Annotated in this window: 14 protein-coding genes and 3 pseudogenes; 7 read left to right on the forward strand and 10 right to left on the reverse strand. The window is 66.2% G+C overall.

The genetic code is table 11. From position 1 onward, the window contains the following. Positions 1-2 precede the first annotated feature (2 nt). The 3 genes from QP552_RS00885 to QP552_RS00895 are packed head-to-tail and all read right to left on the reverse strand — an operon-like array spanning position 3 to position 2,345. Positions 3-608, reverse strand: a complete 606-nt coding sequence (locus QP552_RS00885) for an acetyltransferase (RefSeq protein ID WP_286074716.1) — start codon at positions 606-608, stop codon at positions 3-5. Then, a complete protein-coding gene (locus tag QP552_RS00890) occupies positions 595-1,734 on the reverse strand; it encodes a glycosyltransferase family 2 protein (RefSeq protein ID WP_111113284.1) in 1,140 nt (379 codons plus the stop codon). The genes QP552_RS00885 and QP552_RS00890 overlap by 14 nt, the downstream gene beginning before the upstream one ends. Further along, complete coding sequence (locus tag QP552_RS00895) at positions 1,734-2,345, reverse strand: PIG-L deacetylase family protein (RefSeq protein WP_106548759.1); 612 nt, start codon at positions 2,343-2,345, stop codon at positions 1,734-1,736. The genes QP552_RS00890 and QP552_RS00895 overlap by 1 nt, the downstream gene beginning before the upstream one ends. A gap of 165 nt (positions 2,346-2,510) precedes the next feature. Here QP552_RS00895 and QP552_RS00900 point away from each other — a divergent pair, with 165 nt between their 5' ends. Continuing rightward, positions 2,511-3,098, forward strand: a complete 588-nt coding sequence (locus QP552_RS00900) for an O-methyltransferase (protein WP_286074717.1) — start codon at positions 2,511-2,513, stop codon at positions 3,096-3,098. Between the two features lie 80 nt (positions 3,099-3,178). After that, a complete protein-coding gene (locus tag QP552_RS00905; RefSeq protein ID WP_106548761.1) occupies positions 3,179-3,919 on the forward strand; it encodes a pseudouridine synthase in 741 nt (246 codons plus the stop codon). Positions 3,920-4,000: 81 nt separating this feature from the next. Here the strand turns inward: QP552_RS00905 and QP552_RS00910 are convergent, their stop codons facing one another. Continuing rightward, positions 4,001-4,528, reverse strand: a complete 528-nt coding sequence (locus QP552_RS00910) for a DUF2059 domain-containing protein (protein WP_005407643.1) — start codon at positions 4,526-4,528, stop codon at positions 4,001-4,003. 133 nt (positions 4,529-4,661) lie between these two features. Here QP552_RS00910 and arfB point away from each other — a divergent pair, with 133 nt between their 5' ends. The 3 genes from arfB to dcp all read left to right on the forward strand — a co-directional run bounded on the left by arfB (position 4,662) and on the right by dcp (position 7,968). Beyond that, the gene (gene arfB / locus QP552_RS00915; protein WP_049429794.1) at positions 4,662-5,093 is read left to right on the forward strand and encodes an alternative ribosome rescue aminoacyl-tRNA hydrolase ArfB; all 432 of its coding nucleotides are present in this window, start codon (positions 4,662-4,664) and stop codon (positions 5,091-5,093) included. 4 nt (positions 5,094-5,097) lie between these two features. After that, complete coding sequence (locus QP552_RS00920; protein ID WP_106548762.1) at positions 5,098-5,700, forward strand: lysophospholipid acyltransferase family protein; 603 nt, start codon at positions 5,098-5,100, stop codon at positions 5,698-5,700. Positions 5,701-5,811: 111 nt separating this feature from the next. Beyond that, a complete protein-coding gene (gene dcp, locus QP552_RS00925) occupies positions 5,812-7,968 on the forward strand; it encodes a peptidyl-dipeptidase Dcp (RefSeq protein WP_286074718.1) in 2,157 nt (718 codons plus the stop codon). A 68-nt stretch (positions 7,969-8,036) separates the two neighbouring features. Here the strand turns inward: dcp and QP552_RS00930 are convergent, their stop codons facing one another. The 3 genes from QP552_RS00930 to QP552_RS00940 form a co-directional block, all read right to left on the reverse strand. After that, positions 8,037-8,999 (reverse strand): transposase, encoded by a 963-nt coding sequence (locus QP552_RS00930; RefSeq protein WP_286074719.1) that lies wholly within the window; start codon positions 8,997-8,999, stop codon positions 8,037-8,039. A 285-nt stretch (positions 9,000-9,284) separates the two neighbouring features. Beyond that, a complete protein-coding gene (locus QP552_RS00935; RefSeq protein WP_004153636.1) occupies positions 9,285-9,731 on the reverse strand; it encodes a 3-dehydroquinate dehydratase in 447 nt (148 codons plus the stop codon). Between the two features lie 3 nt (positions 9,732-9,734). Continuing rightward, complete coding sequence (locus QP552_RS00940; protein ID WP_111113279.1) at positions 9,735-10,136, reverse strand: hypothetical protein; 402 nt, start codon at positions 10,134-10,136, stop codon at positions 9,735-9,737. Positions 10,137-10,384: 248 nt separating this feature from the next. Here QP552_RS00940 and lepB point away from each other — a divergent pair, with 248 nt between their 5' ends. Further along, the gene (lepB, locus tag QP552_RS00945; protein WP_049429789.1) at positions 10,385-11,011 is read left to right on the forward strand and encodes a signal peptidase I; all 627 of its coding nucleotides are present in this window, start codon (positions 10,385-10,387) and stop codon (positions 11,009-11,011) included. A gap of 124 nt (positions 11,012-11,135) precedes the next feature. Further along, a complete protein-coding gene (locus QP552_RS00950; RefSeq protein ID WP_286074722.1) occupies positions 11,136-12,392 on the forward strand; it encodes an MFS transporter in 1,257 nt (418 codons plus the stop codon). Between the two features lie 94 nt (positions 12,393-12,486). Here QP552_RS00950 and QP552_RS20960 read toward each other — a convergent pair. The 3 pseudogenes from QP552_RS20960 to QP552_RS20970 form a co-directional block, all read right to left on the reverse strand. Then, positions 12,487-12,588 (reverse strand): annotated as a pseudogene (locus QP552_RS20960) (LysR family transcriptional regulator); the annotation flags it as partial. 91 nt (positions 12,589-12,679) lie between these two features. After that, a pseudogene (locus QP552_RS20965) lies at positions 12,680-12,781 on the reverse strand (LysR family transcriptional regulator); the annotation flags it as partial. A gap of 90 nt (positions 12,782-12,871) precedes the next feature. Continuing rightward, a pseudogene (locus tag QP552_RS20970) lies at positions 12,872-12,973 on the reverse strand (LysR family transcriptional regulator); the annotation flags it as partial. Positions 12,974-13,039: the final 66 nt, after the last annotated feature.

Here is a 13,039-nt window from a genome sequence, read left to right on the forward strand (position 1 = left end):
GGTTACTCCAGGGGTTGGGAATGCAGTGACTGCAGCAGGCGATAGCGGCCGGGCGGCAGGTTTCGTTCCACGGTGATGCGTGGGCCGAACTGGCTCCCCGGCGCGACGATGCGGCCGGGCAGGATGATCACGCCGACGCCCAGCGCGGCACCTTCACCGATCCAGGCACCGAGCTTGTCGCGTTGGCTGTCGATGGCGGTGCCTTCGATATGCACGCTGACCGTGGCGCCATCGAGGCGGTGGTTGCTGGTGCGCACCAGGGCGCCGAGATAGACCTGGTCATCGATACGGCTGTCGGCGACGAAGCATTGCGGACCGATGCTGACCTGGTTGCCCAACCGTGCGTTCTTCAGCTCACTGGCAAAGCCGATACGCGTGCCGTCGCCGATGCACAGCGGGCCGCGCAGCAGCGCGTTGTTGCCGATCAGGCAGTCGCGGCCGATCGACACCGGACCCTGGACATGGGCGCCGTCGCAGATGCGACTGCCGGCACCGATCCGTATGGCGCCCTGCAGGGTGGCCCGTGGCGAGACCCGTGCGCTGGGATCGGTGTGGGGCGCCAGTGCCGACAGCGCCTCGGCCATGGCGGCGAGGTCATTCCACCACATGCGGATACCTCGTCGGTTTGTCGCGCACGGGCTCACGGCCGGTGAACAGTCCCGCCAGGCCGTGCAGCAGCCAGATCGCATAGGCGAGCAGCACATACAGCATCGAGAAGGCCGCCGCCGGCACCAGCCACGCGCGTCGGTGGTGGATGGCGCTGATCACTGCCAGCAGCATGACGATGCCGATCCAGAACAGCGGCATCACCGACAGTGCAAGGCCACCGGGTCCGTTCAGCCGGGCCGCGCCAAACCATACCTGCAGCGACAGCGCGATGCCGGCCAGGGCGAGCAGCATCATCGGCAGGATGCTGAAAAGGCCGAAGCGGGTCAGCAGCAGGCGGCGATGCAGGCGCATGCATACCGCATAGCCGACGATCCAGCGTCGCCAGCGGCGCCACTCCTCCACCAGCGTGTTGCATTCCTGCGGGTAGACCACGCAGCGGACGCTCTGGCGAACCCGATAGCCCTGCGCAACCAGCGACCAGGACATGTCCAGGTCTTCCACGCGGGTGCGATCGGAAAACCCGACCTTGCGCAGCACCGAAGTGCGGAACAGGCCACACGAACCGGAGACGATGAACGGTGCGCCGCCCAGCCATTGCTGGAAGCTGCGCTTGATCACGATCATCGGCAGTTTCAGGCTGGCGCGCACATGGGGGAGGAAACCGGCGCCCTGCAGGCTGGAAGAGGGGACGCCGCCAACTGCATCGGCACCGCGTTCGATCTCGTCCAGCAGATGGCCCAGGCCATGGCTGCGCGGATCGATATGGGTATCTGCATCGGTCAGGAACACCTGCTCGGCGGTCGCGTGCTGCAGCCCGTGCATCAGTGCACCGCCCTTGCCGGTGTTGGCCTGGTGCACGGCCACCAGCCGCCCGGGCCAGCGTGCCTGCAGCGCATCAAGCACTTGAGCGGTGTTGTCGGTGGAACCATCGTTGACGCAGATCACCCGCGCCACGTATGGGTTTTCCAGCAGGCTGGCCAGCGAGCGCTCCAGGCACGGGGCTTCGTTGTAGGCCGGCACGATCGCGTCGATGCTGTACAGGCGGGTGCTGGGCCGGCGCGAGGCCTGCACGCAGATACGCACCAGGATGAAGGCGCACATGGCCAGGAACAACAGTGTCTTCATCACAGCACCAACCGGTATGGCAGGAAACCCTCGCTGGGACCGATGCCGATCTGCTGGCCACGGAACTGCGCATGGCAGCGGAGGTGGCTTTCCTGCATGTAGTGGCGATCGCCCTGGCTGGCATGCTCGCGCAGCGCGTGGATCTTCAGCTCCAGCTGCGCGCTGATGTCCTCGAACACCTGCGGCGCGAACTGCGGCAGGGTGCTGGGGCTCTCATAACAGAGGATCTGCGGAATGTGGCGGCAGGCGATGATCGACGCTTCGTGGACGGTGCGATGGTCCTGGTGATGATCCTCGCCACACATCGTGTAGACGCGGCCTGGTTCGATCACGGCGCAGGCCTGTTCGATCGACGCGATGATGTCGTTGCGACAGGCGGGGAATCGCGTGTCCGGGAAATCCTGCTGGATCACCTCGGCCACCCCGAGTCGGCGCAGGGCGCGATGCGATTCATCGCTGCGATCGATGCCGGCGTGGCAGCCGCGGCCGCCGCGGCTGAGTACCAGTGCATGGATGCGTGAGCCGGCGCGGGCGAGCTTTGCCAGGCTGCCACCGCAACCGAGTTCGATGTCATCTGGATGGGCACCGATTGCCAGAATGTTCAATGTCATGGCCGTGTCCTAGCGGAAGCCGGGTGCGCGGCGGCCAGGCATGCTGTCCCCGCGTGAAGGAGGCGGGAACTATCTCAGCGTGAAAATGCAGCGGCTCTAGGATTAATACGAAAATTCGGGATTCGGGTAAGAATGGACGCTGCTTCATGGCGAGCTCAGCGGAAAATGGCCCTGGAACTGTCGGAACTGAAGAATGAACTGGCCCGGCTTGGTGCCGAAAACGACGCCCGTGAAGTCGAACGCGGCCGCCGCATGCTCAACATCACACCGGATACGGGCGAATTCCTGGCGGTGCTGGTGCGTTTCGGCGCAGCGCGGCGGGTGCTGGAGGTCGGCACCTCCAACGGCTATTCCACGCTGTGGCTGGCTGAGGCCGCCGCCGCCATCGACGGCCACGTGACCACGCTGGAGTTCGCCGGGGACAAGGTGGCGATGGCACGTGCGAACTTTGCACGCAGCGGTCTGGGCGAGCACATCACGCTGGTGCACGGCGATGCCGGGCAGTGGTTGGCTCAGGCCGGTGAGGACAGCATCGATCTGCTGTTCCTCGATTCGGACCGCGGGCAGTACGCCGGCTGGTGGCCGCAGCTGCGTCGCGTGCTGCGCCCGGGCGGCCTGCTGGTGGTGGACAACGCCACCTCGCACGCGGAAGAGATGGAACCGCTGCGGGCGCTGCTGGAGGCTGACGCGGACTTCAGCACCAGCCTGGTGCCGATGGGCAACGGTGAGCTGCTGGCCGTGCGCAACGCCTGATTGCGGTGCCGCCCCCGCATGGGGTCAGAACCCTTTTCCTTCGGAAAAGGGTTCTGACCCCGATCTGCGATAATCCCGTGGTGAGCACCGAACCCGATACCCTCGCCGCGGTCGAGACCGACACCGCGCCCCTGCAGCTGCTGCACCTGGATGAACGCCTGGCCGTGGTCAACAAGCCTGCCGGGCTGATGGTCCACGACAGCAAGCTGGCCCGTGGCGAAGACGATTTCCTGGCCGACCGCCTGCGCGGGCAGCTGGGCCGCCCGATCTTCCTGGTCCACCGGCTGGACCGCGCCACCAGTGGCTGCCTGTTGTTGGCCTTCGACCGTGATACCGCCAGTGTGCTGGGCAAGGCGCTGATGGGGGGCGAGGTGCTGAAGGACTACCTGACCGTCTGTCGGGGCTGGCCGGCCGAACTGTCCTGGCGGGTCGACCATGACCTCGACGGTGGCCCGGGCAAGCCGGTGAAGAAGCCGGCGATCACCGACTTCCAGCGCCTGGCGACCGGCGAGCTGTCGGTGCCGGTCGGCGAGTTCACCAGCTCGCGTTACGCACTGCTGCGCTGCCAGCCGCAGACCGGGCGCTTCCGGCAGATCCGCCGGCATCTCAAGCACCTGTCGCATCACATGATCGGCGACACCAGCCACGGTGATGGCCGCCACAACCGCATCTTCCGCATGCAGGGCGTGCACCGCATGCTGCTGCACGCCGAGCGTCTGCGTTTCCCGCATCCCGACGGCGGCATGGTGGATGTACGTGCGCCGCTGGACCGTGAGTTCCAGAAGGCGCTGGACCTGTTCGGCTGGCACCAGGACGTGTAGAGCCGAGCCCACGCTCGGCTGCGCTTCACGGCGCTGCGCGCCGCCGCCCGAGCATGGGCTCGGGCGCTACGGAAATCCCGGTCACTTCTTTTCCGGCTCGTTGACGATCGCTTCCAGGTCCTTCTGCAGGTCTGCGAACAGCGGCTGCATGCGCGCCTGGATCGCTACCATCACGTTCTGCATCAGCGCCGGGGTCTTGTCCAGCAGGCTCTGGCCGGCCGCGCTCTCGTAGAACTCGGCCATCGCCAGCACGTCTTCCTTGCTGAAGGTCTTCTTGTACAGGTCCACGTACATCGGCCGCAGCTGCTGCCACGACAGGGCCTGGCGCAGGGTCTGGCTGGTCCGTGCCTGGATCCGCTTCAGCTGTTCCTGCTGCTGGGCGTTGAGCTGGCGCTGGGCGGCCACCTGCTGGAACTGCTGCTGCTGCATTGCCTCGATCTGCGGCAGCATGGTGTCGATCATGCTCTGCGCGCGCGAGGCCGAGAGCAGGCGGTTGATGTCGCCGTCGGTCGGCGGTGCGGCCAGGGCCGGGACACTGGCCACGGCCAGCGCCAGCAACAGGGCAGCGCGGCGCAGCAGGGATGGCAGGGCGGGTGCGGAGCGGGTCATGCGAAGCTTCCTGCGGTACATGGGATGGCCAGCATACCCGCAGCCAAGGCGAAGGCGGCGTGTTCGGTACCTGATCGGCGGCATACGGCGCGCGATGCGCACTCCGACACGTGGCTGCCGCTACAATGCGCGGATGGGCAGTGGACCGGTCACCATCAGCGCGCAGCTTGAAATCCCCGACGGCGAGATCGTCGAGCGGTTCGTGCGCGCCAGCGGTGCCGGTGGCCAGAACGTCAACAAGGTCTCCACCGCGGTGGAACTGCGTTTCGATGTGGCCAACTCGCCCTCGTTGCCCGACCCGTTGCGCGAGCGCCTGCTGGCGCGGCGTGACCGGCGCATGACCGGCGAAGGCGTGCTGGTCATCGACGCGCAACGTTTCCGCACCCAGGATCGCAATCGCGAGGATGCGCGCGAGCGGCTGGCGGCCTTCATCCAGGCCGGGCTGAGCGTGCCCAAACCGCGCAAGGCCACCAAGCCGACCCTCGGGTCGAAACTGCGTCGTCTGGACGCCAAACGCGGGCGCGCGCAGATCAAGCGCGGGCGCTCATCACGTGACTGGGAGTGATTGCTTGAACAAGCCGACTTCGTTGCTGCCGGCCGTGCCGCCGCAGATGCCGCAGGTCAAACCCAACGCCTTCCTGCGCTGGCTGGCGCGCTGCACCCTGCGCATGGGCGGCTGGAAGGTGACCGGCACCCTGCCTGACATCCCGCGGCTGGTCTTCATCATCGCCCCGCACTCGTCCAACTGGGACGGCCTGTGGGGCATGGCGGCCAAGATCGCGCTGGGCATGAAGGTGAAGGTGCTGGGCAAGGCCTCGCTGTTCTGGTGGCCGCTGGGGCCGCTGCTGCACAAGCTGGGCGTGATCCCGCTGGACCGCAGCTCGCCGCAGGGCACGGTGGGCCAGGCGGTGGACCTGCTGCGCAACAACGAGAAGATGTGGTTCGCCATCACCCCCGAGGGCACCCGCAAGGCGGTGAAGGACTGGAAGGCCGGCTTCCTGAAGATCGCCCGGATGGCCGACGTGCCGATCCTGGCCGCCTATTTCCATTACCCGGAAAAGACCATCGGCATCGGCCCGCTGTTCCAGCCGACCGGCGATGACGCCGCCGACATGGCCGCCATCCGCGAGTTCTACCGCCCGTGGATCGGCAAGACCCGCGGCACGGTCTGAGCCGGTCACAGGCCGCCGCATAGACGCCACGTCCGGCACATGCCGGGCGAGCGCGACAGGAGTAGGGTGGAGGGCTGGTATTCCATACCGTCTGCCCAAGGAGCGTTTTACATGTCGCGTACCGTAGTCCTGGCCGCCGCCATCAGCCTGGCGCTGGCGGCCTGTTCCGGCAAGGAGTCCACCCCCGTGTCCGATGCCCAGAAAGCCCCGGCCCAGCAGCCGGCCGAAGCCTCCACCAATCCGCTGCTGAGCGCCAGCACGCTGCCGTTCCAGGCGCCGCAGTTCGACAAGATCAAGGACAGCGACTACCTGCCGGCGTTCGAAGAAGGCATGCGCCAGCACCTGGCCGACGTGCGCAAGATCGCCGACAGCAGCGAGCCGGCCACCTTCGACAACACCATCGTGGCGATGGAGCGCAGCGGCGAGACCCTGAACCGCGTGTCGCGCATCTTCTTCGGCCTGGTCCAGGCCGATACCAACGACGCGCGCCAGAAGATCCAGGAAGAGGTGGCGCCGAAGCTGGCTGCGCACCAGGACGAGATCAATCTCGATCCGAAGCTGTTCGCGCGCGTGAAGTCGATCTATGACCAGCGCGACACGCTGGAACTGGATCCGGTGCAGAAGCGCCTGGTCGAGCATTACTACGATGGCCTGGTGCGCGCTGGCGCGCAGCTGTCCGACGCCGACAAGGCCTCGCTGCGCAAGCTCAACGTAGAAGAGACCACGCTCTCCACCCAGTTCCATACCCGCCTGGTGGCTGCCACCGCCGCTGCCGCCGTCGTCGTTGACGACAAGGCCAAGCTGGCTGGCCTCGACGAAGACGCGATCAACAACGCGGCGGCCGCCGCCAAGGATCGCAAGCTGGATGGCAAGTTCCTGCTGCCGCTGCAGAACACCACCCAGCAGCCGGTGCTCGGTTCGCTGAGCGATCGCGACCAGCGCGCCGCCGTGCTGAAGGCTTCGGAAACCCGCGCCGAGCGCGGCGATGCCAACGACACCCGGCAGACCGTGCAGCGCCTGGCCCAGCTGCGTGCGCAGAAGGCCAAGCTGCTTGGCTTCGACACCTTCGCCGACTACCAGCTGGGCGACCAGATGGCCAAGACCCCGGCTGCCGCGCTCAAGCTGCTGACCGACACCGTACCGGCTGCCACCGCCAAGGCCCGCGCCGAAGCCGGCGAGATCCAGAAGGTGATCGACGCGCAGAAGGGCGGCTTCCAGGTCGCCGCCTCGGACTGGGACTTCTACGCCGAGCAGGTGCGCAAGGCCAAGTACGATCTGGACGAATCGCAGGTCAAGCCGTACTTCGAACTGGACAACGTGCTGCAGAACGGCGTCTTCTACGCCGCCACCCAGCTGTACGGCATCACCTTCAAGCCGCGTACCGACATTCCGACCTACAACCCGGACATGAAGGTGTACGAAGTGTTCGACAAGGACGGCACCTCGCTGGCCCTGTTCTACACCGACTACTTCAAGCGTGACAGCAAGTCCGGTGGCGCCTGGATGGACGTGTTCGTCGAACAGGACGGCCTGACCGGTGCCAAGCCGGTGGTCTACAACGTCTGCAACTTCACCAAGCCGGCCGCCGGCCAGCCTGCGCTGATCAGCTTCGACGACGTCACCACCATGTTCCATGAGTTCGGCCACGCACTGCATGGCATGTTCTCGAACGTGAAGTACCCGTCGATCGCCGGCACCGCCACCTCGCGCGACTTCGTCGAGTTCCCGTCGCAGTTCAACGAACACTGGGCGCTGGACCCGAAGGTGTTCGCCAACTACGCCAAGCACTACAAGACCGGCGAGGCGATGCCGCAGGAACTGGTCGACAAGATCCTCAAGGCACGCAGCTTCAACCAGGGCTATGCGACCACCGAGTATCTGTCGGCCGCACTGCTGGACCTGGCCTGGCACACGCAGAAGGCCGACGCGCCGCTGCAGGATGTCGGTGCCTTTGAAGCCAGCGCGCTGAAGAAGTTCAAGGTCGACCTGCCGCAGGTGCCGCCGCGTTACCGCACCACCTACTTCGACCACATCTGGGGTGGCGGTTACTCGGCCGGCTACTACGCCTACTTCTGGGCCGAAGTGCTGGATCATGACACCTACCAGTGGTTCACCGAACACGGTGGCCTGACCGCCGCCAACGGCCAGGAATTCCGCGACAAGATCCTCTCGCGCGGCAACAGCGTGGAGCTGTCGACCCTGTACCGCGATTTCCGCGGCAAGGACCCGTCGGTGGAACCGCTGCTGAAGTTCCGCGGGCTGAAGTAAGAAACAGGAAACGGCGGGGGAAACCCCGCCGTTCTTCTTTGTGTAGAGCCGAGATCCTATGTTCGCGGTCAAGCCTGCTGGAAGCAGGCTTGACCCACTTTCAGCATGGCTGGGTCAAAGTCCCGACCGCTTTTGAAGACGCCCCAGGCGATCCTGGCCAGCTTTCTGGCCAGGATGTTAAAGCTGGCGGTACTGCTGTGGCCACGTTCGCGGATGGCCGTATAAAGGGGTTTGCCGCCTTTGGATCGAGTCAGGCCCATGGCCGCCATGTAGAGGATCTGGCGCAGGCTGGCGTTGCCACGCTTGGACAGGCGCCGTCTGCCGATCCGCGCACCGGATTCGTTGGGTCGCGGATCCAGACCGCTGCAGGCGATCCAAGCGTCTGAGCTGGTCAAGGGCCAGCGCGTGATGTGATGGGTGATGAAGGCCGCAACCGTCGGTCCGATCCCCGGGATGGTCATGATCCGCCGATACAGGTCGCGCTGTTCACCGCTGCGGCACAGTTGCTGAATCTGTTGGTCGAGCATGGCAATGGCCTCTTTCAGGCCACCGAAGATGCGCCCAAAGATGGCCGACTCCGACGCTCCCGCGCCTAGCGAGAGATTCAACTTCGCCTTGCTCCGGACCAGGCTGTCACGTTGCTGGAGTAGCACATGCAGCTGCTCCTGCGCAGGCGAACGGGCGACATGCTCATGCAGATTGTCGGCCTCCTTGGCGATGTAACGCGCGATAACCTGCGCGTCACCTGAGTCGGTTTTGCCGCGGCAGGCCACGCCCTTGGCGTAATGTTTGATGTCGCGCGGATTGAGCACAAAGACGGCGTGACCGCCCTTCTGGGCAGCTTGAACCACAAGCTCGTGGTAGCGATTGGTTGCCTCCACTCCAATGCGAGACCTGGCCGGCAGGCCGGACAGCCACTTAGTGATGGCCGATGCTGAATTGGTGATGCGGGCGCTGCCCTTGGTGCCGTGACAGGCCACCACAAGGGTCTTTGAATCGGCATCGATGCCGATGGCCAAACGATCTGACATCTGCGCAACTCCCAGCTATTGTTGAGGGGCTGGGGTGGTACCGCACCACGTTGGCTTGCCTACATCGGCGGTCCTCAAAGGCCGCTAGATCCTTTATCGACGTTAAGGTGCGGGATGGGGATCGCTCGGCTCGTCTGTCGGCTGGTACCCGCAGATATCATGTTGACGGTCCCTCCACCCTGGTTCCTACATACCTCGTAGGAGCCGGGAGGAACATACAAGCCATGCTCGGCTGGTTTTTCCTGGGAATGCAGCCGAGCATGGGCTCGGCTCCACACCAGCGGTTTACGTCCCCACGTGCACCCGGTTGGCCTGCTCGGCCAGCCCCAGGTGATCCAGCGCGATGTCCAGCGCCAGCACATAGCTCTGCGCGCCATACCCGGCAGCAATGCCCAGTCGCTGGCCGACACCGGCCGGCAGGCACGGCTCGGCCACCGCGCCGTCGTCATGCACTTCCACGTACGCGTTGTGCAGATAGGGCAGCAGACGCTGCAGACGCAGGCTGTTGGCACACGCACCCGGATCGAGCAGCGTCACCTCGCCGCGGCTGTGGTCGGCCACGCGCAGTGCATCCAGCAGTTCCTGTTCCGAACCACAGGCGCGGATCGCCACGCTGGTGCCGGCGTCGATCGCACGATGCACCAGCGACTTCAGCACCGGCGCCGGCAGCGGCATGGCGGTACGGATCAACGCGCCGGCGGCTTCCGGGCCACGGATGATGAAGATCGACATGGCTCAGCCCTCCTGCGCCAGGCGGCGACCGACGATGGCCAGCGACAGCGGATAGCCGGCCTGCTGGCTGCGCTGGTCGATCACCACTGCGGCGGGGCCATGCTGCAGGCGCAGGCGCGCATCCAGGCCGGGCTCGCTGGGCGACTGCAGCTCGATGTACTGCGCCGGCAGATGTTCCAGCGCCGCCTGCAGCGCACCGCCCTCGGCCTGCCATTGCGCTTCGTCGGCCACGCCGACATCCAGCAGTACCCAGTCGGCTGAACGTGCCTGCGGCTGGCACAGGCACTGGCGTACTTCGGACAGGCTGGCGCAGTCGCTGCACAGCACGCGATGGCCGGCCAGCTGCGCCGGCAATTGCGGGCGCGGCGCCGACGAAGATGCGTGGCGGATCACCAGGAGGGTCATACAACACCTTGCGGAATGCGCCCTGCGGCGCGGTGGGCACACGATGCGCGCAGCAGCCGTAAAGGTGCGATGCCCGGAGCCGGCCACACGCGTAAAACCTGCGTAACCCCGCATCGGTAGCGCCGGGCCGTGCCCGGCGAACGCGCCGCATCCCCGTTTCCATCGGCCGCCGGGCATGGCTCGGCGCTACCGGGAACCTCTCCCCCCATGTGTGGTCTGATGCATCTACCACCCACCCGGAGCCTGCCATGGATGCTGTTGCCCGCCCTCCCTTTTCCGAACGCGCGCTGGCCTGGCTGAAGAAGGAGGCGTTGCCGCTGCTGGTGATGCTCGGCCTGCTCGCCGCTGCCCGCGATACCCTGGCCAACCACTACGTGGTGCCCAGCGGCTCGATGCAGCCGACCCTGCAACCGGGCGACCGGGTGGTGGTGGACATGCGCGCCTACGGCCTGCGCCTGCCGTTCACCAACAAGGAACTGCTGGCGACCGGTACCCCGCAGCGCGGCGAAGTGGCGGTGTTTGATTCGCCGGCCGATGGCACCCGGTTGATCAAGCGCGTGGCGGCGGTGGCGGGGGACCACGTGCACATGCGCGAGGGACACCTGAGCATCAACGGCCAGCCGCTGCAGATCGCTGACCTGCAGGACGTGGAAGCCTTCGGTGAACGTCGTGCCCGCCTGGACCTGGACATGGGCGGTGGTCCGGACATCGCCGATCTGGTGGTGCCAGCCGGCAAGGTGCTGGTGCTGGGAGACCACCGTGGCAACAGTTTCGATGGCCGCTTCTTCGGTTTCGTCGATGCGGACAAGGTCTACGGCCGGGCGGTGGCGGTGTACTACCGCCGGGGCGACGGCTTCGAGTGGCAGCGCCTGTAAGCTGAATTGATACTTCCTGTGTATCAATCATGACCTATCAGGTTATGGATCGACTGGATGGACGGGCCTAGTCTGAGGCCCGTTCCCTCCCATACCCGGCCGTCCCCACCGGCCCACCGATCCCATGACTGGCGAAACCGCCGCGACCCTCGAACGCTGCCCCCACGCTGTTGACCCCGCTTCCGACACCCGCATCCAGCAGGGCACGCCGGCCTTCCGCCGCACTGCGCTGGCGCTGTTCCTGGCCGGCTTTTCCACCTTCGGCCTGCTGTACACGGTGCAGCCGCTGCTGCCCGAGTTCAGCCGCCACTTCGGCGTTTCTGCTGCCGGCAGCGCGATGTCGCTGTCGCTGACCACCGGCACGCTGGCGGTGGCCATGCTGCTGGCCGGCCTGCTGTCCGACGCGGTCGGCCGTCGCCCGTTGATGATCGCTGCGCTGCTGGCCTCGGCCATGCTGTCGCTGAGCACCGCGCTGGTGGACGACTGGACCACGTTGCTGGTGCTGCGCACCCTGCTCGGCCTGGCGCTGAGCGGCGTACCGGCGGTGGCGATGACCTACCTGGTCGAGGAAATGGACAGCCGCGCGCTGGGCCTGGCGATGGGCCTGTACATCGGCGGCAACGCCATCGGTGGCATGAGCGGGCGCCTGCTGGCCGGCATCATCGCCGACCACTGGGGCTGGCGCTGGGGTATCGGCGTGGTCTCGATCATCGCCATCGCCAGCACCGCGCTGCTGTGGCTGCAGCTGCCCCCGTCGCGCCATTTCCACGCGCGTCGCGATGGCCTGCGCCAGTTGCCGTCGCGCTGGCGCATGCTGTTCGCCGACCCGGGCCTGCCGTGGCTGTTCGCCACCTCGTTCGTGCTGATGGGCGTGTTCGTCACCCTCTACAACTACCTGGGCTACCACCTGCTGGCGCCGCCGTACCACCTCAGCCAGACCGTGGTCGGCCTGATCTTCAGCGTGTACCTGGTGGGCACCTTCAGTTCGGCGTGGATGGGCCAGCAGGCCACGCGGTACGGGCGCGGCCGCATCCTGTCGATCTCGTTCGCGCTGATCGGCGCCGGCATCGCGCTGCTGGCGATGCCGTGGCTGAGCACGATGGCGCTGGGTATCGCGCTGGTGACGTTTGGCTTCTTCGGTGGCCACTCGGTCGCCAGCAGCTGGGTCGGCAGCCGCGCCGGTGCGATGCGCGCCGAAGCGTCGGCGCTGTACCTGTTTGCCTACTACCTGGGGTCCAGCGTGCTGGGCGGCGTGGGTGGCCTGGCCTATGCCGCCTGGGACTGGCTTGGCGTCTGTGCGTTCGCCGCCGTGTTGACCCTGATCGGCGGTGGCATCGTCTGGGCGTTGCAGCAGCGTGCGCCGCAGCCGGTTACGGCGTGATCCTGTGGAGTTGCGCTTGCCTTGGTAGAGTCGACTGTCAGTCGACTGCTCTTCGATCAGACCGCAAAAATCCCGCGCTGCGCGCGTTAGTCGACTAACAGTCGACTCTACCGGCGAACGCCCCGCGCAGCAGCGTGGCGAAATTGCGGATCAACGGCGTTACCCGTTCGCGATGCCAGGCAAGCCGCACTTCCGATAGCACCGACGCCTGCCGAGGTAGAGTCGACTGTCAGTCGACTGCTCTTCCATCAGACCGCAAAAAATCCCGCGCTGCGCGCGTCAGTCGACTAACAGTCGACTCTACCGGCGAACGCCCCGCGCAGCAGGGTGGCGAAATTGCGGATCAGAGGCGTTACCCGTTCGCGATGCCAGGCCAGCCGCACTTCCGATAGCACCGACGCCTGCCGAGGTAGAGTCGACTGTCAGTCGACTGCTCTTCCATCAGACCGCAAAAGCCCCGCGTTGCGCGCGATAGTCGACTAACTGTCGACTCTACCGGCGAACGCCCCGCGCAGCAGAGTGGTGAAATTGCGGATCAGAGGCGTTACCCGTTCGCGATGCCAGGCCAGCCGCACTTCCGATAGCACCGACGCCTGCCGAGGTAGAGTCGACTGCTCTTCCATCAGACCGCAAAACCCCCGCGCTGC

This window comes from Stenotrophomonas sp. 59 (assembly GCF_030291095.1).
Lineage (GTDB): Bacteria > Pseudomonadota > Gammaproteobacteria > Xanthomonadales > Xanthomonadaceae > Stenotrophomonas > Stenotrophomonas maltophilia_Q.